General features: G+C 60.1%; 18 protein-coding genes. 11 read left to right on the top strand and 7 right to left on the bottom strand.

Annotation, left to right across the window (positions count from 1 at the left end):
• On the bottom strand, positions 1–964 hold a 964-nt coding region (locus HNO79_RS15035; protein WP_244987569.1), incomplete at its 3' end, for an aliphatic sulfonate ABC transporter substrate-binding protein.
• Positions 965–1,221: 257 nt separating this feature from the next.
• On the opposite strand from HNO79_RS15035, the gene HNO79_RS15040 reads away from it, so the two are divergent.
• From HNO79_RS15040 to HNO79_RS15055, 4 genes are all read left to right on the top strand, one after another.
• Positions 1,222–1,968, top strand: coding sequence for an ABC transporter permease (locus HNO79_RS15040; protein ID WP_244987570.1), 747 nt, complete (start codon positions 1,222–1,224; stop codon positions 1,966–1,968).
• Entirely contained in the window at positions 1,965–2,702 is a 738-nt protein-coding gene (locus tag HNO79_RS15045) for an ABC transporter ATP-binding protein (RefSeq protein ID WP_214165777.1), read from the top strand. The genes HNO79_RS15040 and HNO79_RS15045 overlap by 4 nt, the downstream gene beginning before the upstream one ends.
• A 301-nt stretch (positions 2,703–3,003) precedes the next feature.
• Positions 3,004–4,131, top strand: coding sequence for an LLM class flavin-dependent oxidoreductase (locus tag HNO79_RS15050; protein ID WP_048855423.1), 1,128 nt, complete (start codon positions 3,004–3,006; stop codon positions 4,129–4,131).
• Positions 4,132–4,177: 46 nt separating this feature from the next.
• A complete protein-coding gene (locus HNO79_RS15055) occupies positions 4,178–6,367 on the top strand; it encodes a TonB-dependent siderophore receptor (RefSeq protein WP_048855424.1) in 2,190 nt (729 codons plus the stop codon).
• Between the two features lie 221 nt (positions 6,368–6,588).
• Here HNO79_RS15055 and HNO79_RS15060 read toward each other — a convergent pair whose 3' ends face one another.
• From HNO79_RS15060 to HNO79_RS15070, 3 genes are all read right to left on the bottom strand, one after another.
• Entirely contained in the window at positions 6,589–7,146 is a 558-nt protein-coding gene (locus tag HNO79_RS15060) for a flavin reductase (RefSeq protein ID WP_148371058.1), read from the bottom strand.
• The gene (locus HNO79_RS15065) at positions 7,136–7,834 is read right to left on the bottom strand and encodes a peroxiredoxin-like family protein (RefSeq protein ID WP_048855425.1); all 699 of its coding nucleotides are present in this window, start codon (positions 7,832–7,834) and stop codon (positions 7,136–7,138) included. The genes HNO79_RS15060 and HNO79_RS15065 overlap by 11 nt, the downstream gene beginning before the upstream one ends.
• 98 nt (positions 7,835–7,932) lie before the next feature.
• Positions 7,933–8,826: a LysR substrate-binding domain-containing protein gene (locus HNO79_RS15070; RefSeq protein WP_204368304.1), complete on the bottom strand. Its 894-nt coding sequence runs from the start codon at positions 8,824–8,826 to the stop codon at positions 7,933–7,935.
• 144 nt (positions 8,827–8,970) lie between these two features.
• Between HNO79_RS15070 and HNO79_RS15075 the strand changes: the two genes are divergently transcribed.
• From HNO79_RS15075 to HNO79_RS15090, 4 genes are all read left to right on the top strand, one after another.
• Entirely contained in the window at positions 8,971–10,059 is a 1,089-nt protein-coding gene (locus tag HNO79_RS15075) for an LLM class flavin-dependent oxidoreductase (RefSeq protein ID WP_048855427.1), read from the top strand.
• Positions 10,060–10,132: 73 nt separating this feature from the next.
• Positions 10,133–10,732: a cysteine dioxygenase family protein gene (locus HNO79_RS15080; RefSeq protein WP_214165776.1), complete on the top strand. Its 600-nt coding sequence runs from the start codon at positions 10,133–10,135 to the stop codon at positions 10,730–10,732.
• Entirely contained in the window at positions 10,729–12,348 is a 1,620-nt protein-coding gene (locus tag HNO79_RS15085; RefSeq protein ID WP_214165775.1) for a rhodanese-like domain-containing protein, read from the top strand. The genes HNO79_RS15080 and HNO79_RS15085 overlap by 4 nt, the downstream gene beginning before the upstream one ends.
• 790 nt (positions 12,349–13,138) lie before the next feature.
• Positions 13,139–14,029 carry a transporter gene (locus HNO79_RS15090; RefSeq protein WP_214165774.1) on the top strand — a complete coding sequence of 297 codons (891 nt, stop codon included), beginning with the start codon at positions 13,139–13,141 and terminating at the stop codon, positions 14,027–14,029.
• 175 nt (positions 14,030–14,204) lie between these two features.
• Here HNO79_RS15090 and HNO79_RS15095 read toward each other — a convergent pair whose 3' ends face one another.
• The 3 genes from HNO79_RS15095 to HNO79_RS15105 form a co-directional block, all read right to left on the bottom strand.
• The gene (locus tag HNO79_RS15095; RefSeq protein WP_214165773.1) at positions 14,205–15,992 is read right to left on the bottom strand and encodes a thiamine pyrophosphate-requiring protein; all 1,788 of its coding nucleotides are present in this window, start codon (positions 15,990–15,992) and stop codon (positions 14,205–14,207) included.
• A 474-nt stretch (positions 15,993–16,466) separates the two neighbouring features.
• Complete coding sequence (locus tag HNO79_RS15100) at positions 16,467–16,970, bottom strand: YciE/YciF ferroxidase family protein (RefSeq protein WP_214165772.1); 504 nt, start codon at positions 16,968–16,970, stop codon at positions 16,467–16,469.
• A gap of 108 nt (positions 16,971–17,078) precedes the next feature.
• Positions 17,079–17,357: a hypothetical protein gene (locus HNO79_RS15105; protein ID WP_048855434.1), complete on the bottom strand. Its 279-nt coding sequence runs from the start codon at positions 17,355–17,357 to the stop codon at positions 17,079–17,081.
• Positions 17,358–17,926: 569 nt separating this feature from the next.
• On the opposite strand from HNO79_RS15105, the gene HNO79_RS15110 reads away from it, so the two are divergent.
• From HNO79_RS15110 to HNO79_RS15120, 3 genes are read left to right on the top strand one after another with little or no spacing between them, the layout of a single operon-like run.
• A complete protein-coding gene (locus tag HNO79_RS15110; RefSeq protein ID WP_200409141.1) occupies positions 17,927–18,433 on the top strand; it encodes a (2Fe-2S)-binding protein in 507 nt (168 codons plus the stop codon).
• Complete coding sequence (locus tag HNO79_RS15115; protein WP_214165771.1) at positions 18,430–19,437, top strand: FAD binding domain-containing protein; 1,008 nt, start codon at positions 18,430–18,432, stop codon at positions 19,435–19,437. The genes HNO79_RS15110 and HNO79_RS15115 overlap by 4 nt, the downstream gene beginning before the upstream one ends.
• Positions 19,438–19,450: 13 nt before the next feature.
• On the top strand, positions 19,451–21,685 hold the full coding sequence (locus HNO79_RS15120) for a xanthine dehydrogenase family protein molybdopterin-binding subunit (protein ID WP_214165770.1): 2,235 nt from the start codon (positions 19,451–19,453) through the stop codon (positions 21,683–21,685).
• The last annotated feature ends 7 nt before the right edge of the window (positions 21,686–21,692 follow it).

Below are 21,692 nucleotides of genomic sequence, written 5' to 3' on the forward strand. Positions count from 1 at the left end.
GCGTGTCACCATTCAGATCGAATGCGTTCTCAAACGACGTGGTGGGGTGGACAAGCCCAGCCTGCTTATAGGTATCAAGTGTCACCTGTTCCGCCCTGATGACATCCCGAGATACGGGAACCGGCGCTGCGATCAGTTTTTCCGTCACGGCATTCGCAACGTCCTGCGGCATTCCCGTCTGGTGCGCAAGTATTCGGGCGTACTGGTCCTGATGCGTCATGCCCCATTCATAGGCTGCCGTGACGCGCCTGTAGAAATCCTCGATCTGCGCGTGCTTGGCGGCAAGTGCTGCGTCGCTGGCCACGAATACACTGTTGTTGGGCATAAGCCCCGCCGCATCGACAACGATATGGCCGTGATGCCCCACGACTTCCAGCGACACATAGGGTTCCCATGTTGACCACGCATCGACGCGTCCCGTATCCAGTGCCGCCTTGGCCTGTGCAGGCAGCAGGAAGACGATCTGGGGCGCAGGGGGCGGAATGGCGCCGGTGGCCATCAGGCGCAGCAGAAGCAGATGGCCGATCGATCCACGTCCGGTTGCAATGCGCTTGCCAGATAGTTGTGCAGGCGTCGTAATGGGCGAATTTTGGGCCACGACAATAGCCGTTGCCTTGCCGCCACCACGCGGGGGAATGATGTAAGCCGCCTTGATCGGGACACCTGCACCCCACGCGAATATGAACGGTCCGTCCCCCGCGATTCCGGTATCGACGGCACCGGCGGCCAGAGCCTGCAGCAGTGGCGCGGCGGCTTCGAAATCCACCCATTTGATGGCATAGGGCAGGTTGGTGGATGCTGCCCCTGATGCTTCCAGCAGCGCCCTCTGCTGGCCCTTCTGGTCCGCCACGATCAGTTCATCAGCGGCATGTCCTGTGGCCGGCAACAGGGAAATGGCTGTCAGCAGCGCCAGCATTGCTACAGGCCAGACGGAACGGTGGGATGGAATTCTGCGCGTCATCATGCCGCAGGACAGAGCACGGCTGCGGATGAAAGACAATTAAATCACGTTAAATAATGATGTGAAATTAATTCACCTGACTTTGTTGGGAAAATAAAGGACAACCGGACAGCACGAGTCTGACAACGGAGCCTGATCTCATGTCCGGAACTGCCTTCTGGTCCCCCACGAATTCCCTGACGGACACCCCGGCGGCGGAACCGGCGCTTAATCCACGATGGAAAGTTGTAAAACAGTGTCTTCGTCCGCTGGTGCGGTATATGTCTGCCGTGCTGTTCGTGGTGCTCTGGCAGGTCGCCTGCACGACGGGGCTGATTTCGACCAGGCTTGTCGCATCCCCGTGCCAGATTGCATCGACAGGCTGGTCACTGATGCGCGATGGAACGCTTCCCGCCAATCTGGGCATTTCCCTCCTCCGCGCTGTTTCGGGCCTTGTTCTGGCGCTGGCTGCCGGGATCACGCTGGCGTTGATGTCCGGCCTGTCGCGCATTGGTGAGGACATCGTGGACGCCCCGATACAGATATTGCGGACACTCCCGGTTCTGGCGCTTGCGCCGCTTTTCATTCTCTGGTTCGGGATCGGGGAAACGCCGAAGGTCCTGCTTATCGCGCTGGGTTCGATGTTTCCGATCTACCTCAACCTGCACAAGGGGATCCGCTCGATCGATCCCAAGCTGGTCGAAATGGCCCGGACATTGCGGCTGACACGCCTGCAGACCATCCGTGACGTCATCCTGCCCGGTGCGTTGCCTGATCTGGTGGTCGGTATCCGTTTTTCCGTCGGGATATCCTGGCTGCTGCTGGTGGTGGCCGAACAGGTGAACGCCGATAGCGGTATCGGGCATATGATGATGGATGCACAGGATTTCCTGCGTACCGATATCATCCTTGTCGGCCTTGTCATTTACGGATTTTTTGGCCTTGTCTCGGATCAGGCCGTCCGTTTTCTGGAAAGCCGCCTGATTGCCTGGCGACCGGCGCGGCAGAATCAGGGCGGTGCAGTATGAACGCCATTCCGCACGTATCCGCGCGGGCACCCGTGGCGGAACCGGCTGTCAGCGTCCGTGATCTGACTCGACGTTTCGGCAATGGCCCTGCTGTCCTTGACCGTCTCAGTCTGGATATTGCCCCCGGTGAATTCATCGCCCTTCTGGGGCGCAGTGGTTCGGGCAAGTCGACTTTACTGCGTACGCTGGCCGGGCTGGATCCCGTAACGCAGGGCAGTGTCACGCGCCCGGCGGAGACATCGGTCGTGTTTCAGGAAAGCCGTCTCCTTCCGTGGAAAAAGGTCTGGCAGAATGTTGTTCTGGGGCAGGCGGGGGCCACGCGCGATCATGCGGCGGCTGCGCTGGAGGAAGTCGGGCTTGGCCACCGTCCGGATGCGTGGCCACTGACCCTTTCTGGTGGCGAATCCCAGCGTGCCGCGCTGGCGCGCGCACTGGTGCGCGAACCACGTTTCCTCATGCTGGATGAGCCGTTCGCAGCACTCGACGCCCTGACACGCCTGCGCATGCAGGATCTTGTGCATGGGTTGTGGCAACGTCACGGAAGTGCCGTGTTGCTGGTGACCCACGATGTGGACGAGGCACTGCTGCTGGCCAACCGGGTGGTCGTTCTTGATGCAGGTCGCATCCGCATGGAACTGCCTGTTCCGCTTTCCTATCCGCGGCGCCATGCCGATCCGCGTTTCGAGGCCCTGCGCATGCGGCTGTTGCGTGCGCTTGGCGTCGGGGACAGCTGACGGACCGTTCTGGTTGTCTTCGTGTCTGCCGCAGACGGAAACCCGGTTGTGGCGGATTATTCCCATAACCGGCTGGTCGAAACATGTTCTGCATGAAGTGCATATGCCAGACGGTTGCCTGTCCATAACCCGTGTTGTGGCGGGCATGCGCGGATTTCGTCCATCCACCTTGTGTCTTTCCGACGGCGTGACCGACCGGCATCATTAACAAACATCACATCATTCATGATGATTACTGACGTGATTTCACTGTCTATAATGATGAAAATAACAACCAACGACAAACAGTGGTTGTATAGAAATGCCCATAGAATTCATCGGATATGTCAGCGCACGCGAACAGACGGAAATCCTTGATCCCACGGGACCATCGGTGGACGCGGCCTATATCGCCGCGACGGCCCTGCTGCATGAACGCGCGGGTTTTGATCGCGCCCTGATCGCGTTTCATTCCACATCCCCCGAAAGCCTTCAGATCGCGCAGCATGCCGCGTCGGTCACATCGCGGCTTGGCCTGCTTGTGGCCCACCGTCCGGGCTTTACGGCGCCTACCCTGGCCGCCCGGCAGTTCGCGACGCTGGACAACCTTACGGGCGGGCGTGTGGCCATGCACGTCATTACCGGCGGCAATGACAGGGAATTGCAGGCCGATGGCGACAATCTGACCAAGGCCGAACGCTATGCCCGGACGGCGGAATACCTGCAGATCATCCGGCGGGAATGGGAAGGGGGCGCGCCGTTCGATCATGATGGACGCTTCTATCGTATCCGGGGCGCGCAGTCCTCGGTCCTGCCGCGACACAGGGGCAGCATTCCCATCTATTTCGGTGGTGCGTCCGAAGAAGCGCTCGCCGTTGCCGGACAGTATGCGGATGGCTACGCGTTGTGGGGTGAACCGCTGCGCGGGGCCGAGGAACTCGTCAACCGTGTGCGTGCTGCCGCCCGTGCGCATGGGCGGACGCTGAGGTTCTCGATTTCCTTTCGGCCCATCATTGCCGATACCGAAGGACAGGCATGGGAACGCGCCGCGGAAATCGAGGCCCAACTCCGGGCACGGCAGGCGGAAGAGGGTGATGCGACGGGGATCGCGCTTGATCGTGCTGGACAGCGACCAACAGACGGCACGCTGCCGACCAATGAAGGTTCACGCCGCCTGCAGGCCATCGCCGCAAAAGGGGCGCGGCATGACGAATGTCTGTGGACCGGTGTCGCGCAGGCAACCGGAGGGCGCTGGAATTCGACCTCCCTTGTCGGCACGCCTGATCAGGTGGCGGAAAGCCTGCTGCGGTACTACCGCCTTGGTATCGAGACCTTCCTGATCCGTGGGTTCGATCCCTTGTCCGATGCCATACTGTACGGACGCGAACTGATCCCGCGCGTCAGGGCGCTGGTGGAAAAGGAGGACGGATGTCGGCGTCGTGCGGGCTGACATCCTTTCTTCACGACACCGCTGCTTTGCTAGGAATTACCGTGTGATGACCCGTTTCGGGCTGCGCGCCCTTCTTCTCGTCTCCCTTCCCGGCCTGTCGGCGCATGCCGCCACGACAGGTACGGACCATACATCCCATCCCCATCATGACGCAGCGCATCCGCGCGCGCCGGCGGCTGGAACACAGGCCGCCACGACTGCGAAAAAAACGTCGTCACCAGCAAGGGGAGGCGTCGAATTCCTTCACGTGCAGGGAACGCGTCATGCGCCCCGCCTTGCCCGGCATATCCCGTTGGGCGCATTCGGGAACCGGTCCGAATTTGATACGCCGTTTTCCGTGAGTACCGTGTCCGCGGCGCGCATTTCGGAAATGCAGGCCACGGACATCAACGACGTCATGCGTTATGAACCCGGCGTGCAGGCCAATTCCAACGGGGCCTCGACAGCTTCGGGGTCAAGCGTGCGCGTACGGGGACTGAACCTCGACTGGACCAATGGTTACAAGATCGACGGACTTGCCATTCCGTTCTGGTACATCGATCTGCCGGTTGCCAATTTTGATGCGATCCAGGTCGTGAAGGGGGCATCTGCCTTCATGTATGGCTTCGGCTCGCCCGGCGGCGTGCTGGACTATCGTCTCAAGGCGCCTGTAAGCGAGCGGAAACTGTCTGTTGAAGCCGGATACCGTTCGGACTCGGTCTTCCGGCAGATGGTGGATGCCGGTGGCGCACTGGATAAGGGCCACCGGATTGAAACACGCTTCGTCTTTGCCAGCGAAGTCGGCAACCAGTATAATGACAGCTTCGTGCGTAACCTGTCACTGTCCTTTACCACGCGCGTGCGCCTTACGGACACGTTGCATTGGCGGTTCAACAGTTTTTACCTCAATACGCTTCAGAAAGGCATGGTGAATACGGTGGCTGTCGCCTCGGGCGTGGGGGCTGTGACCCCGATCAGCGGGCGGGCGGCCCTTGGTGCCGCGGGATCGTGGAAAACAAACGACCTGAAACGGTTCAGCACCGGATTTGACTGGGATTTCGCCCCCAACTGGACCGCAAGCCTGACCTATGGCTACACCCATCTGGACGAACGCTTCCCGTCAAACCAGCTGACATTTACCAGCGCGGATGGTGATTATTACAGCCAGCCCTTTCAGCAGACCCGTGTGCTGACCTATCATCAGGTCGATGCCATGACACAGGGTCATTTCCGCACCGGACCGCTGCGTCATGACGTGATTGCCGGTATCACCTGGCTGCGCCAGATGTTCGATGCGGATGCCGCTTCTGGCACAACATCTGCCATCGAATACGGGAATATTTATTCCAGCCGGCCTGTCCTGACCAATGCGTCGGACTATAACCCCCGGCTTTACCGCTATATCGATTATCAGCAGGTCGCCCCGTTCTGGAGCGATACAATGAGCTATGGCCGCTGGTCCCTGATGGCGGGCGCGCGCTACACGGATTATCTGGAAAATGATTACGCAAGTTCGGGCCAGCGCACGGCAGCACACCGCAACAATCCGGTTACGCCGCTTGTCTCGCTCAGTTACAAGGTCACGCCGGAAATCAATACCTATTTCAGCTGGGTGCAGGCCATGCAGTCCGGCGGACAGGCGGGGCCGACCAATGTGAATTACATGCAGGTGTTCGGGCCGATCCGCAGTAACGAATATGAACTGGGCGTCAAGGTGCAGAAGAAGCGGTACAGCGGAACGTTGGCTGTTTTCCGTATGGATACTGGTGCCGCCTATACCAATGCACAGAATTATTATGTTCAGGATGGCATGTCACGCTATCAGGGCGTGGAAGCCGCCGCATCCTGGCTGGTTATATCAAATCTGAACGTCAATGCCAGCCTCGCCTATCTTGACGCGCGTTATGTGAAGGCAGCACCGGGCTATGCCGGGCATCGTCTTGAAGCGGTTGCCCCGTTTCAGGCGGCCCTCAACGCCGATTACCGGTTCATGGCAATCCGGGGGCTGAGCATGAATGCAGGGTTCAATTTCGTTTCCGGCAGCTGGCTTGATGCGGCCAATACTGTCCGGCTGCCATCCTATATCGTCGGGAATGTCGGCGCGGCCTATACGACCCGCGTGGGCGACCATCAGATGGTGTTTCGCGCGGCGGTCGAAAATATTGGCAATGTCCGCTACTGGCTCAGCCGTGGGAACATGAATATTTTCCCCGGTGCCCCCAGGACGGTCACGTTCAGTGCCCGCTTTGACCTGTAATCATGCAAAGGACGATGTAAGGCGCGCCACCTGCCGCCCTGTTTCCAAAAAGCGATGGCAGGGCCGTTCGGCCCTGCCATTTTGCGTATGCGTTTCGTGCTGGCTTCTGGAGGCTGTCTGAAAACGACAGTCCAGAAATTATCAGGAAATTTCCGGGGGAAGCTTTTTCAAAAAAGGCGACACCCGGAAACAGTTCGTGTTGCCACCAATGGTTTCTACCGTCAGCCCAGCCGGTCACGGCGGGCATCACCTGCGGATGGCAGGCAGTGAAACCGCCTGCCGAACCACGCCAGCCCCGTTGCAGCCGCAGGATGGATATGGATGGCTTTTACCGCACAGAACATGACATCATGACTGCCTGACATATGGACTGTTGAAATGGTGCAGTCGAACGTGGCCAGTGCATCAACCAGCAGGGGCGCGCCGGTGACATCGGCATGCCATGCGCCCATGGCAAACTTTTCATCCGCACTGCGTGTGCTGCTGGCAAACGTGCCTGCAATATCCTCGTGCCCCTGTGACAGCAGGCTGATGCCGATCACGCCGTTCCGCACGAATGCTTCATGCGAACGATTGGCCCGGTTCAGGCAGACAAGAACCGTGGGGGGTGTATCGCTGACACTGGTCATGGCGGAAACGGTCAGACCCTGGCGCCCGGCGGGGCCACTGGTGGTCACGATGGTTACCGGTGCGCCAAGCCTGCTCATGGCATCACGGAACAGCGTTGTCGTGACGGCGGATTGCAGCCGTGCGGTGTCAGGCATCGTATCAGGCTGCATGCGGGTGGGCCTTTGCTGGAATGCCCAGCGCTTTCAGGATCACGGGCGTTTCGGTGCGGTCCATCCAGTCGGGGGAGATATCGACAAACCGCACGACGCGGCCGGGACCGATGACAATGATGGCAGGTTTGGGCAGTTCCCAGCCATCCGTGCCGTTAAGGGCCTGACTGGTACCGCCTTTGGCCTGTGCCGCCTCGCGGGATGCATCATCGTAGACATAGGTAATGCCCAGTGCACGGGAAAGCGAAAGTGCAGGATCCGTTACAACCGGGAAGGGCAGGTCATGGCGGGTTGCGATATCGCCCAGCAGTGCTGCTGGCTGCGGTGAAATCGCGACAAGGGAAATATGCGCGGCCCTGAGTGCCGGCCACAGCGTATCGCGGTAATGGGGCAGGGCAATGTTGCAGGCCGGGCACCCCGCAAAACGGAAGAAGACCAGCACGGCCGGTCCATCCGCCACCAGGTCATCAAGGGAAACCTGCGTGCCATCGGTGGCGGTCAGTGTCGTGGCGGGCAGGACATCGCCAATATGGACGTGGGGCGTGCGACCGTGTTCCGCCACCAGTGTCGTACGCTGGTTGATATTGATGGCCAGCGCCTGTGGCGGCCACGTACGCCTGCGTTCATCCTCCACTTCCCTGAAACGGGCGCGGAGCGACGGGGCAGCAGGAGTCTGGTCAGAACTCATATCCGGGTTCCCTGAAACAATGATTGGAAACCGGAGCTATGAACCAGGAACCTCCAGCGCGACAAAGGAGTTTCCCTCAACCGAGATTTTGAAATTTCTTATTTATTCCCGGCAGCTTCTGCCAGCAGGTCCCCAAGGTCATGCACCACGTCGGAGGCATCATTGCGACGGACAAGCACGGTTTCGATTTCCGGCACGTCCGGCAGGGCACTGGCGGGAAGCACCGGCAGGTCCTCCGCCGCAGCGAAACGCCGGGTGCGGCAGCTTATGCCCAGTCCCCCGCGCACGCCAGCCCGTAGCGCGGGCAGATTGGGGGTTTCAAGCATGATCCGGTAATCGCGACCGGCCTGCCCCAGCGTGCGTAACGCGGCATCGCGGAAACGGCAGGGAGGTTCCAGCAGTACAAGGGGAATTTCCTCGCGTTCGGTATTGGCCGGGTCGCCCAGCCACACCATCCGGTCATGGCCAACAGTGTCACATGACGCGCCGGGGCGGTCGCCATGCTGGCCAAGGCACAGCACCAGGTCGAGACGGGAACGGTCGAACAGGTCCAGAAGCTCGACCGTGCCGCCGACACGCACGATCAGGCGCGCGCGCGGATGTTCCAGCCGGAATCGTCCCAGCACGTCAGGCAGGATGGTATCCGCAAAATCCTGCACCATGCCCACGGTAATTGGTTCGGGATCGGTCTGCTGGCCAAGATTCTGCATGATCCGGTCATTCAGGGCCAGAAGCTGGCGGGCGTAGGTGACCAGTTCCTCCCCCGTGGCCGTCAGCAGCAGCCTGCGTCCGTCGCGGCGGAACAGCTTCTGCTGAAGCATGTCTTCCAGCCGCTTCATCTGCAGGCTCAGCGCGGACTGTGTCAGGAAGATTGTTTCAGTCGCCTGCGCCATGGAGCCGGCTTCGACAATGGCGACAAACGACCGCAGCAGTTCCGTCGGCACATTCCTGGCCATCCGCTGGGGCAGGCGGGAGGGAAGGGGGTGAGACACGGCACCGTACTCCGTTGGTGAGGGGGTCATATTAACGAACGAAAATCGTCATATGATTATTTTAACATTGTATTTTAGATCGTGACGATCGTAAATGGCATTCAACCACGTAACAAAATAGTTTAATAAGAGGATGTGTCGGAAATGCCTGTTGAATTCATCGGCTTCATCGGCAGCCGCAACCAGTCGGAAACCATTCCCCCCGCAGGGCCCGTCGTGGACCTCAACCACGTGGAAACGGCGGCGAAGATTCATGAAAACGGTGGGTTTGACCGCACGCTCATCGCGTTTCATTCCAATTCCCCCGAAAGCATCCTGCTGGCCCAGCATGCGGCGGCGGTCACGCGGGATCTCGGGGTGCTGATCGCCCATCGTCCGGGTTTTAACGCGCCAACCATTGCAGCGCGTCAGTTCGCCACGCTCGATCACCTTACGCGCGGGCGGGTGGCGGTGCATGTCATTACCGGCGGCAGTGATGTCGAACTGCAGGCGGACGGGGATCATCTGACCAAGGCCGAGCGTTACGCCCGCACCAGCGAATATCTCGATATCGTTCGGGCAGAATGGGACAGCCATACGCCATTTGATTACAGCGGCCGGTTCTATGACGTGCGTGGCGCCGGTTCGCTGGTACACCCGTACCGGGAAGGTGGCATTCCGGTTTATTTTGGGGGCTCCTCGGCCGAGGCGATTGCCGTGGCAGGCAGGCATGCCGATGTGTACGCCCTGTGGGGCGAAACCTATGAACAGGTCAGCGAGACCGTGCAGCGTGTGCGCGCATCTGCTGCCCAGAATGGTCGTGCGCCACGCTTTTCACTTTCGCTGCGTCCCATTCTGGCGGACACGGAAGAGGCGGCATGGGCAAAGGCGGACCGTATTCTGGAAACGGCGCGCGCCCTGCAGGTACGGACCGGTTATGTGCGGGCCGCTGAAATTCCCAATGAAGGGTCGCGCCGCCTTCTGGCTGCCGCGGCACAGGGAAGCCGACTGGACAGGCGGCTGTGGACGGGTATTGCGGCCCTGACCGGGGCGCGCGGCAATTCGACATCGCTGGTTGGCACACCCGACCAGGTTGCCGAGGCGCTGCTGGACTATTACCGGCTTGGCATCAGTACGTTCCTTATCAGGGGCTTTGACCCGCTGCTTGATGCCTACGAATACGGGCGAGATCTGATCCCGCGTGTCCGTGCCCTGATCGCGGCGGAGGATGGACAGGTAACGGCCGCGGCCTGACGGACGGCCCGGCGCCCGTCCGGGTAATTATTTCAGTTTGCAGTCCGGAACCCGATTAAGTGGATTGAAGCCCATGACGACCATTTTTCCCCTACGTGATTTCGTAACCGGTTTTACAGGACTGTATGAACGTGGCCTTCCGGCCGCGGCCATCCAGCACGAGGGTAGCGGGTTGCTGCGTCAGCTGGTGTCCCGTGATGACTGGCTGCCGGAACCCTTTACCCGCCCGCACCCGGAACGTTACAGCCAGTATCTGCTGCATTGTGATCCGATGGAACGTTTTTCGGTCGTAAGCTTTGTCTGGGGCGCGGGGCAGAAGACCCCGTTGCACGATCACCGTGTATGGGGCCTGATCGGCATGCTGCGTGGACGTGAAAGCGAAACCCAGTTCGTGCGCGATGCTGATGGCCGTTTCCGTGCAACGGAAACCACCTTTCTTGAACCCGGGCAGGTGGCGTCCCTGACACCGGGGGTCAATGACTATCATCTGGTTGCCAATGCGCTGTCGGACCAGACGTCGATTTCCATCCATGTCTATGGCGACAATATCGGCGGTGTGTCGCGCGCGACCTACGATGTGCAGACAGGGGCGGAGAAAAACTTCATTTCCGGTTACTCGAATGACGAGGTTCCCAATCTGTGGGACCGTTCCAGACATGTGGAGGCAGCATGACCGTCCTTGATCTGGTCAGACCGCGCGTGACACCGGTGCAGGCAATACAGGACAGCCTGCGTGCGGGGCGGGAAATCGCGCTGCTGGACCTGCGGGAGGAGGGACCGTTTGCCGCCGCCCATCCGCTTTTTGCCGTGAACCTGCCACTGGGGCGGATCGAGGAACGCATTGCGGCGCTGGTGCCGCGGCGTAATGCGCCCATCGTGGTGTATGATGATGGCGAAGGCCGTGTTGCGCGCGCCCTGTCGGTGCTGGCGGCATTGGGCTACGGCAATGTCAGCGTGCTGGAAGGTGGTCTGTCTGGCTGGCGGGCGGCTGGGGGGGAAATCTTCATTGATGTCAATGTCCCCTCCAAGGCATTTGGGGAACTGGTGGAACATGTCCGCCACACCCCGTCCATTCCCGCGCGGGAACTGAATGAACGGCTGGAACGGGGGGACGATCTTGTCATTCTCGACGCCCGGCGCTTCAGCGAATACAACACCATGTCCATTCCGGCCGCACGGTCCGTGCCCGGTGCGGAACTGGCGCTGCGGGTGCGTGATATTGCCCCTTCGCCAGAAACGACGGTGGTGGTGAATTGCGCGGGGCGCACGCGGTCCATCATCGGGGCGCAGTCGCTGGTCAATGCCGGTATTCCCAATCCTGTCTTTGCCCTGCGCAATGGCACGATCGGCTGGACGCTGGCGGGACTGGAACTGGATCATGGCGCCACACGCAGGGCAGGGGCGCCGTCATCGGAAAAGGTGACGCAGGCCCGCGCGGTGGCCCGGTCCCTTGCGCAGCGCACGGGTGTGCGCGTGATCGATCCGGAGGGACTGGACGCACTGGCGGCTGACCCACGGCGCAGTCTCTACCGTCTTGATGTCCGGTCACCTGAGGAATATGAGGCCGGCCACCTGGCGGGTTTCCGCAGCGCGCCGGGTGGACAGCTTGTGCAGGCGACGGATGAATGGGTTGGCGTACGTCACGGCACGATCGTGCTGACGGATGATGATGGTGTGCGCGCGCGCATGACGGCGCACTGGCTGCGCCAGCTTGGCTGGCGGGAGGTTTACGTACTGGATGACCGGGCGGACCTGCCACGCATCCGTGGGCCAGAACCGGTCATGCTGGCCACGGCCCTGCCGGATGTGGAGGTGATTTCCGCACGGGAACTGTCGGACGCGCTGCAGGATGCAGATGCCCCGCTGGTCATTGATCTTGCGCCCAGTCCCGTTTTTCGCAAGGGGCACATCCCCGGGGCGGTCTTCGCAATCCGCAGTGACCTGCATGAACATGGGCGGCTGAAGGGGGCGGATATTGTCCTGACGTCTCCTGATTCCATTTCCGCCTGTTATGCCGCGGCGGACCTTCGGCGGCAGGGCGCGCATGTACGGGTACTGGCAGGGGGGACAAAGGCGTGGCAGGCAGCAGGGCTGCCCCTTGCTGTCGGGCTGGATGAGCGTGTCGCGCTATCGCGTCCCGATGATGTGTATAAACGCCCATATGAGGGCACGGATAATGCCGCAGCAGCGATGCAGGCCTATCTGGACTGGGAATTCGGGCTTGTTAGCCAGCTTGAGCGAGATGGCACGCATGGTTTCCGTGTGCTGGAGGATGGTCAGGATCTGTAACGGGTTTCCTGCCGAGAGGCTATCCCGCGGCATCCCGCTGGCTGTAAATGGCCAGCGGACGTCACGCAGATGAATGACGCCTGTGCCCGTGGGGGCAGGTGATGACAGCGGGCCGTGCCATGGGCCCCGGTTTTTCAGGCGGCATGGCGACAACGGCCCAGTTTCCGATCGGCTGTATCATCCGGGCGTGATGTTGGAAAAGCTGGCCCCCAGCCTTGGTGTTGCACAAGGTACAGACAGATGGGGCATGAAGCCGGGGCGCGTCAATACGGACATCCTGTATGGTGGCTGCGCCATGCATCATGTCGCCATATGGTCCGTATGATGGCGTGTTCCGTATCGCCCCCGGCTTTGTCGTTGCATGTCCCGTGACGCAGTCATTTCTGCTGCATGGAAAGTATGTTTGGCAGCATGCATGGCATCATAAGAACAGAAGGATGTTCATATACACAATAATGTGTCCCTGTACATGATTTAGTACAACGCCGGTGGCAATATTGTGACCACGGACGACGTTGTATTCATCGGTGTTACAGCGGATGGTGTGCCCGCACATCTTCGGGCCTGCCACCGGCAGGATGACGTGGCGTGGCCGCCTATCTGCCGGGGGCGGGCGAGATCCATGTCTTGCGAAGGGTGGGGATGGCCATGATGGCTTTGGTAACCGGAGTGGAGATGACATCATCGCCTGCACAGGTACTGGTGCCCACGCAGATCATGCCGCCCGGTCATGAACACTGCAGGTGGCGGGACAGGCCCGGCACCCGCCCTTTTCCGGGGAATCCTTCCCATGCGTCTGCCGGCACGATCGTCCGGGTTCAGCATCTTGTTGCGTATCAGCCTTCCTTGCGTTGTGGTGCTGTGGGCATCCGGCGTGCGCGCTGCGGATGTCACACTGGGCATTATCGGTCCGCATGAATATGACCTGCCGGTTGATTTCAAGCCATTCAATGTGCTTGTGCAATATGGCGACGGCAATGCGGCGGGCAATTCCTACAACAGTCTTGGTCAACGCAGGCCCGATGGTGGCAGCCACACATGGTCAGGCATGACCAAATATGTCCATTTTCGCAGTTTTGATGCCATTCCCCATGTCGGTTTTGCGTTCGAGCTGATCCAGACCGAAAGCTACAGCCTGGCGGATGGCACGGATTACGGTGGTCTTGGCCCGACTATTGTCGGACCGGCAGCATGGTTCAAGCCCAACAGGCACAGTACATTCGGCATACAGACCTTCATGCAGACAGCTGTTGGCACGCGCGATGCAACCTCGCCGAATTACTGGTCAAACATATCCAGTTTTATTTTTGATTATGAATGGACGCATTTCAGCTTTGATGGTGACGCCGGGACAGTTGCGGGGGCGGCAAAGCATGTAAGGGGCGGCCATACCTATTCACCCGGCGTGGTCTTTTATACCAACCTGCGGTTCAGCTGGAAGGCAACACGGCTGTTTGAACCTTTCTTTGCGCTGGACTGGCAGAATGTCAAAGGCACCTATGACCGGACGGCGGGCCAGTATCTGGATGATTCAAACAGTCGTGAAATAACGCTGGGTCTTGGTGCCATGTTCAACATAACGAAGCATGTTTCTTTTACCACGCGGTATTCGCATTCCGTTGACGGGCGCAATATTCCGGAAAGCAACGCGTATTACGTCAAATTTGTCTATCTATGGTAACCGGAGCGGTCGGCTCTTCCTCGCGGAGGGAAGCGTGTCGTCGGTCATATCCGGGCATGGCTGCAACAGGGCCCCTGGTAATCCCGAACACGGAGTGACCGGATGATCACCTCTGCCGCGGCATTGGCAATGCAATGGATGCTGGCGACCGGTCTACACGGGCTGTCCGCGTGTCTCAGGTTTTTCCAACGGGCAGGATGGACGCCAGCAGTTCCTTTGCCGAACCCATGATGACGCTGGCCCGTTCCGGCTCCGTGGGGAGCGATGTCAGGAAGGCCCGGGCCTGCTGCATGGTGATGTGTGGCGGCAGTGGAGGAACATTGGGGTCGGTGCGTGCTTCCAGAATGACCGGACGGTCGGCAGCCAGCGCTTCTTCCCATGCGGCGCCGACGTGCGCGGGATCGTCAACATAGATACCCCTGAGACCCAGCAGCCCGGCATAGCGATGGTAGGGGAAATCCGGGATGGACTGGGTTGAATCCGTCTTGCCCGCGCCAAGCTGGATGCGTTCTTCCCATGTTACCTGATTAAGGTCCTGATTGTTCAGCACCAGCACGATCAGCCGCGGGTTGGACCACTGCTTCCAGTATCTGGAAATCGTGATCATCACATTCAGGCCGTTCATCTGCATGGCCCCGTCGCCCATGCAGGCAATCACGGTACGTTCGGGATAGGCCATCTTGGCCGCCATGGCATAAGGTGTCCCTGCCCCGAGCGAGGCCAGACCACCGGATAGGGAGGCCTTCATGCCCCGGCGCATTTTCAGATCGCGCGCATACCAGTTGGCGACGGAACCGGAATCCGCGGTAATGATGGCGTTTTCCGGCAGGCGGGGCGACAGTTCCCAGAATACCCGTTGCGGGTTGAGCGGCCGGGCGCCGGTCATGGCGCGGGCTTCCAGAACTTTCCACCATTGTGCCACGTCCTTTTCGATCCGCGTCCGCCACGCGCGGTCGCCCTTGTGCTGGAGAAGCGGGATGAGCGCACGCAGTGTTGCGGCGCTGTCGCCCTGCAGGTTGACCTCCATCGGGTAACGCAGGGACAGGTTGGCGCCGTTGATGTCGATCTGCACGCCGCGCGCCTGCCCCGGCCTGGGCAGGAATTCGCTGTAGGGAAATGTCGACCCCACCATGAGGAACGTGTCGCATTCCTTCATCAGATCCCATGACGGTTTTGTGCCCAGCAACCCGATCGCCCCCGTGACGAAGGGGAGTTCATCCGGCACGGCGGCCTTGCCCAGCAGTGCCTTGGCAATACCAGCCCCAAGGATGTCCGCGATCTGGATCAACTGGTCCGTTGCTTCCAGCGCACCCGCCCCAGCAAGGATCGCAACCTTCCTGCCCGCGTTCAGGATGTCGGCAGCAAGGCGCAGGCCTGTATCCTCCGGCACCTTGCTGCCGACTGTCATGCCGATACCCGTATGTGTTGACCCATGGGCCACTGGCGGGTCGGAATAGGGCAGTTCCTGCAGGTCATTGGGAACGATCACGACCGTCGGTGTGCGTCTGTCACGCGCAATGCGCACGGCCCGATCCAGCGCATGGCGTATCTGCGATGGCTCGGTTACAGTGACGATGTATTCACCTGCCACATCCTTGCACAGCGACTGCAGATCGATTTCCTGCTGGTAATTCGTGCCAATGGCCGTGCGGGCCTGCTGCCCCATGATCGCCACCACGCCGACATGATCAAGCCGGGCATCATAAAGCCCGTTCAGCAGATGAATGGCGCCGGGCCCCGATGTGGCAAAACACAGGCCGACCTGTCCGGTAAACTTGGCATGGGCCGTAGCCATGAACGCCGCCATTTCTTCATGCCGCACCTGAACATATTCAACGTGGCCCGCATCCACTTCGCGTTGCAGGGCCACGTCTATCCCGCCCGCCCCATCCCCCGGATAGCCATAGGCACGTTTCAGGCCCCATTCCTGAAGGCGTTTCCATAAGAATTCGCTGACATTCATCCTGCGGTCTCCATCTGGGTTCATTGGCGCGCATTGGGAACGCAAAAAGGGGATGTCTGGGATCATTGTGGCTGTACGGGCGACCTTTCATGTGCAGACGACGGGAATCCCGTCCCGTGTCCTTGCATATGAATGAATACTTCGCCTGCAGCCGCATCGTGTCTGGATAGTATGCGGACATACTACTGGCGGGTCATCATCCGATGACAGAGTTTTTTCCAGATACGACAGGGGGACCTGGACAGCCTGTGCCTGCATGTCCGCAACGGGCCATTATTGCCAGATGCCGGTCTGAACATATGATCGCGGTATGCGATGGTATTGATACGATGTTGCCTGTGCCAGTCCGAGGGGCCGGGGCATCACCACGAACGCGGTATCAATGGTGCAGTTCTGGTCGTCACGCGTTTTGCGAAACACCTGTCAGCTATTGCCCTTGCTTCCGCGTGCTCTAACCTTGCCGGGGAAAATATATCAGGCAGCATGCTGGTTGACGCCAGCCCCGGCAATGTGTGTTAGTTTCTGGTCGGCGGATTTTTCTTCCTCCAGCGTCTGCTGCAGGACGGTCGCGCAGTCCGGGCGGCCAAGCTGTCTGGCATAGGCGATCAGGCTGCCATAACGGGTTATTTCATAATGCTCGACAGCCTGGGCAGCCGAAAGCATGGCAGCGTCACAGACCTCGGGATCATCACAGTCACCGATCATCTCCTTCGCTTCACTCAGTATCCCGTCCATTGCCTGGCATGTCACGCCTTTTACAGGCTGGTCATGCATCTGGAATACCTGTTCCAGCCTGCGTACGTGGCCTTCCGTTTCTGTCAGGTGGTGCTGGAAGGCAGCCTTCAGTTCCGGGTCAGTGGCCTTTTCCGCCATTGTGGGCAGGTTTTTGACGATCTGGTTTTCGGCATAATAAATGTCCTGCAGGGTATGCACGAACAGGTCATCAAGGGTCTTTATCGGTTTCGAAAACAGGCTCATTGATTTTCTCCATTTTCCGGGGAGGCCGGTCGCCTGACCGCCAGGTGGCGCATCCGGCTTCCGGGGGACGCCAGCGTATTGCTGACGCCCCCGGTATCGTGCACGGTGTCAGGTGTTCTTATGGCTCTGCTGTCCAGCCTTGACGTGCTGTTCATGCGTGCCGCCGCGGGTGCTGGTGCCGTGTTCCCCCGCATCTTTCTCACCATGCGATGTGCCGGTGTTCTTGTGGCTCTGCTGTCCAGCCTTGACGTGCTGTTCATGCGTGCCACCACGGGTACCGGTGCTGTGTTCACCTGCGCCTTTTTCGCCATGTGACGTGCCGGTGTTCTTGTGGCTCTGTTCGCCGGCCTTGACGTGCTGTTCATGGCTGCCGCCCTGATTTGCCATTTTTCCATTCCTTTGTCTGATAGGGGACGATCGTTCATCCGACCGTCACATGCCAAACCGTCCGGCCCGAATGCAGTTTCAAAAATTCGGAGAAAAATATAATATTTATATAAATAAAAAACAGAAGACGTCTTTCTGATATTATATTAATCAATTCACGTTAAATGATTTTTTCCATAATTATTCCTGGTGCGCCAAGGCGGTTCAGGTCGGCGGCATGGCAATGCAGACGGATCTGTCTGCTGTTCCCACGGGCATGTGGCTGGAATACTGTCCGGGTATGTCACCAGTATGTACCTGCATGTCGTGGGCTTCTACCCCACGGTTCCCATGGGCCGTGCCAGTAGCGTGCCCGCAATATCAGGCCCGAAGACGGTTTTATGCAGAAATGCCAGTATTTACCTGATGGGTTCATCTGGTGCTGCCTTACATGCGGCAACCCTGTGAAATGACGGGTTCAGGATTTTAAGTATCCGTTTTCGTGCATGAAGGCGCAACCAGCGGCGTTTTGAGATCTTAAACCCTGCACAGATCCAGACAGAACCAGATACCCGCCGGAGCGATTTCCCATGACCCATGTGTCTGTCGCCGTGCCCTGTCGTCTCCAGATCAATGGCCGGGATTATGCCGCCGACCTGCCGCCATCCGTCACGCTGCTCGACCTGCTGCGGGAACGGCTTGACCTGACTGGCACGAAAAAGGGATGCGATCACGGGCAGTGTGGCGCATGCACCGTGCTGGTTGATGGAAAGCGCGTCAAAAGCTGCCTCATTCTGGCTGTCTCGATCCCGGATGCCACGGTCACGACCATCGAGGGAATTGGCCAGAACGGTCATCTGCACCCGATGCAGCAGGCGTTCATTGATGCGGACGCCTTTCAGTGCGGTTACTGCACGCCGGGGCAGATCATGTCAGCCATTGCATTGCTGGAGGAAGGACATATCCATTCCCGTGAAGAAATCCGCGAATTCATGAGCGGCAATCTGTGCCGCTGCGGTGCCTATAACGGGATTATCGACGCCATCGAACAGGTCGTGGCCCGACAGCGCCGCGATCAGGCGGGGGAAGCGGCATGAGACACTTTTCATATTCCCGTCCCGCCACGCTGGATGACGCCTGTCGCAGCATGGAGCACATGCGTTTCCTTGCGGGCGGGACGAACCTGATCGACCTCATGAAATCGGATGTCGAGCGTCCGGCCCATGTGGTTGACATCAAATCCCTGCCGATGCGCGAGATCGTGGAACGGTCCGATGGTGGCCTGCGTCTGGGCGCTCTTGTGACCAATGCCGATACGGCGGCCCATCCGCTTGTGGTGGCGCGCCATCCCCTGCTTGCCTCCGCCATTCTTGCCGGGGCCAGCCCGCAGATCCGCAACGTCGCCACCAATGGCGGCAACCTGAACCAGCGCACCCGCTGCCATTATTTTTATGATCCAGCCATGGCCTGCAACAAACGTTCGCCCGGCACGGGCTGCGCCGCGCGCGGGGGGCGCAACCGGATCATGGCGGTGCTGGGCACCAGTGATGCCTGTATCGCCACCTTTCCGTCGGACATGTGCATCGCCCTTGCCGCGCTCAATGCGACGGTCAACCTGCACGGGCCGGCTGGCGTGCGGGCGGTCAGCGTGCGGGACTACCACTGCCTGCCCGATGATACGCCATGGCGTGATACTGTCCTGCAACCGGGAGAAATCGTGACGTCCATCGACCTGCCGCCTGCGCCGTTCGGTCCGCATCACACCTACCTCAAGATCCGTGACCGGCTTTCCTTCGCCTTTGCCATCGTCTCGGTCGCGGTTGGCCTGCATATGGAAGATGGCCGGATCCGGCGGGGTGGTATTGCGCTGGGGGGAGTGGGAACAAAACCGTGGTGCGTGCCGGAAGCCGAGGCGCTGCTGGATGACAGGCCGCCTTCGCATTCGCTGTTCCGCGATATTGCCGAGCGGCTTGTGCACGGAGCGGTCGCGGACCGTGATAACGCCGCCAAGATCCGGCTGGCCCCGCGTGTAATCGAACGTGCGCTGTGGCAGGCCGCATCCGGCACGCCGCAATCCCAGACCGACAAGACCATCATGTGAAGGATACGCAGTCATGAACGTCATCTCCACGCAGATCGGGCAGCCCGTTCCCCGGATTGATGGTGTCGCGAAGGTCACCGGACAGGCGAAATATGCTGCCGAGCCACATCCGCCGGGCATGCTGTATGGCGTTATTGTCAACAGCCCCATTGCACGGGGGCGTATCGACACCATTCATGATGCCGCGGCGCGCGATGTTGCTGGCGTGGTGGACATCATGACCCACCTCAACCGGCCCCATACCGCATTGTTTGAAAAAGCCTATGTGGATGGTCTGGGCGTGCCCGGTGCGCCCTACCGCCCGCTGCATGATGGTACCATCCACTTCAATGGCCAGCCCGTTGCCGTTGTCTTTGCCGAAACATTCGAGGCCGCCCGTGAAGCGGCCATGCTGGTCAGGGTCGATTACGAGCGATGGCCGCACAATGCGGATTTCGATGTCGCCCTGCACCAGAAATACATGCCGTCCAGAACACGCAGCAATTACGTCCCGCCCAAACCCCGGGGCAACGCGGCCGAGGCGTATGCGCTGAGCGCGGTCAGGGTCGAGGGCCGCTATCATCTGGCGCCCGAACACCACAACCCGATGGAAATGCATGCCACGACCGTCATCATGGAGGATGATGGCACGTTCACGGTGTGGGACAAGACACAGGGCCCGCAGGCGGTGCAGGCCTATCTGGCATCTGCCCTGTCGCTTTCGAAAGATCAGGTCCGGGTGCGCAACCCGTATGTGGGCGGGGCATTCGGTTCCGGGCTGCGGGCGCTCCATAATGTCTTTCTTGCCACGCTGGGTGCGAAAATGCTGCGGCGTCCGGTGCGTGTGACCCTGACGCGGCCACAGATGTTCACCCATGTATTCCGCCCCGAAGCCGTCATGGATATTGCCCTTGGGGCCTGCCGGGACGGGACGCTGCAGTCCATGATTGTCGAAGGCGTTACCGATACCTCGCGCTTTGAGCACAACATGGAAAACATCGTCATATGGGGGCTGATCAATTACAGATGCCCCAACGCCATGGCGGATTACAGGATTGCCCCCCGTGACACCTATACATCAAGCGACATGCGGGCACCGGGGGCGGCAACCGGCGTCAACCTGCTGGAAATGGCCATTGATGAAATGGCCTATGCCTGCGGCATGGACCCCTTGGCATTCCGCCTGCACAACTATTCCGATATCGATGCCATGCATGACATGCCCCTGACCAGCAAGGCGCTGCGTGAAGCGATGGTGCAGGGCGCGCAGCATTTTGGCTGGCATGACCGTACAATGGCGCCCGGCAGCATGCGTGATGGACGGGAACGGATCGGCTGGGGCATGGCGACGGGCATATGGGATGCCATGTTCTCCCCCACCTCAGCCCGTGCGCGGCTGGGTCGGGACGGGCGGCTGCATATCGCCACGGCGGCGTCCGATATCGGCACCGGGACCTACACCATTCTGGCGCAGACCGCGGCGGAGGCGTTCGGTATGCCCCTTGACCGGATCGATATCGAACTGGGGGATTCCACCCTGCCGGAGTGTCCGACAGAAGGCGGGTCATGGACGGCGGCATCGGCTGGGGCTGCTGTCTGGCTTGCCTGCGACAGCCTGCGCGCCAGACTGTTCACCGCACTTGCCGGAAGCGCGAATGCGCCCCCCTGGGTGAAGCAGGGCGACATGACACTGTCCGGCGGTGCCCTGCATGGCGTGAATGGAAATGACGCGGACTGTCTATCCCTGACCGATGCGCTGTCCCTGCTGGGGCTGGACGGACTTGAAGCCGAAGAAGCGGCGAAACCGGGACTGCGGGGAAAGATCAGCCAGATGCGCAAGGCCCGTTTCACGCACAGTGCGGTTTTCTGTGAAGTGCGCGTGGATCACGATCTGGGCACCATACGCGTGACCCGCCTGGTCAATGCGGTTGCCGCCGGCCGGATCATGAACCCGAAAACCGCGGCAAGCCAGATACGCGGCGCAATGGTGATGGCGACCGGCATGGCGTTACATGAGGAGTCCCTGATGGACGAGCGTGTCGGCCGGTTCATGAACCACAATTTTGCCGAGTATCATATTCCCGCCCATGCCGATATTCCGGACATGGACGTACTGTTCATGGATGAACATGATGACGAGGTCAGCCCGCTGGGGGTGAAGGGTGTAGGTGAAATCGGCATGTGTGGAACGGCGGCTGCCATCGCCAATGCCATTTTTCATGCAACCGGCCAGCGGCACCGCAACCTGCCCATCATGCCCGGCGCATGAAGCCGCA

The organism is Komagataeibacter oboediens, from assembly GCF_018491655.1.
Classification (GTDB): domain Bacteria; phylum Pseudomonadota; class Alphaproteobacteria; order Acetobacterales; family Acetobacteraceae; genus Komagataeibacter; species Komagataeibacter oboediens.

Coding starts and splice junctions, on each gene's coding strand:
- HNO79_RS15105 (WP_048855434.1), bottom strand. CDS start 17,357: ATGGCAAATCAGGGCGGCAGCCATGAACAGCACGTCAAGGCCGGCGAA.
- HNO79_RS15110 (WP_200409141.1), top strand. CDS start 17,927: ATGACCCATGTGTCTGTCGCCGTGCCCTGTCGTCTCCAGATCAATGGC.
- HNO79_RS15040 (WP_244987570.1), top strand. CDS start 1,222: ATGTCTGCCGTGCTGTTCGTGGTGCTCTGGCAGGTCGCCTGCACGACG.
- HNO79_RS15065 (WP_048855425.1), bottom strand. CDS start 7,834: ATGAGTTCTGACCAGACTCCTGCTGCCCCGTCGCTCCGCGCCCGTTTC.
- HNO79_RS15100 (WP_214165772.1), bottom strand. CDS start 16,970: ATGAGCCTGTTTTCGAAACCGATAAAGACCCTTGATGACCTGTTCGTG.
- HNO79_RS15080 (WP_214165776.1), top strand. CDS start 10,133: ATGACGACCATTTTTCCCCTACGTGATTTCGTAACCGGTTTTACAGGA.
- HNO79_RS15060 (WP_148371058.1), bottom strand. CDS start 7,146: ATGCAGCCTGATACGATGCCTGACACCGCACGGCTGCAATCCGCCGTC.
- HNO79_RS15120 (WP_214165770.1), top strand. CDS start 19,451: ATGAACGTCATCTCCACGCAGATCGGGCAGCCCGTTCCCCGGATTGAT.
- HNO79_RS15045 (WP_214165777.1), top strand. CDS start 1,965: ATGAACGCCATTCCGCACGTATCCGCGCGGGCACCCGTGGCGGAACCG.
- HNO79_RS15055 (WP_048855424.1), top strand. CDS start 4,178: ATGACCCGTTTCGGGCTGCGCGCCCTTCTTCTCGTCTCCCTTCCCGGC.
- HNO79_RS15075 (WP_048855427.1), top strand. CDS start 8,971: ATGCCTGTTGAATTCATCGGCTTCATCGGCAGCCGCAACCAGTCGGAA.
- HNO79_RS15095 (WP_214165773.1), bottom strand. CDS start 15,992: ATGAATGTCAGCGAATTCTTATGGAAACGCCTTCAGGAATGGGGCCTG.
- HNO79_RS15050 (WP_048855423.1), top strand. CDS start 3,004: ATGCCCATAGAATTCATCGGATATGTCAGCGCACGCGAACAGACGGAA.
- HNO79_RS15090 (WP_214165774.1), top strand. CDS start 13,139: ATGCGTCTGCCGGCACGATCGTCCGGGTTCAGCATCTTGTTGCGTATC.
- HNO79_RS15115 (WP_214165771.1), top strand. CDS start 18,430: ATGAGACACTTTTCATATTCCCGTCCCGCCACGCTGGATGACGCCTGT.
- HNO79_RS15085 (WP_214165775.1), top strand. CDS start 10,729: ATGACCGTCCTTGATCTGGTCAGACCGCGCGTGACACCGGTGCAGGCA.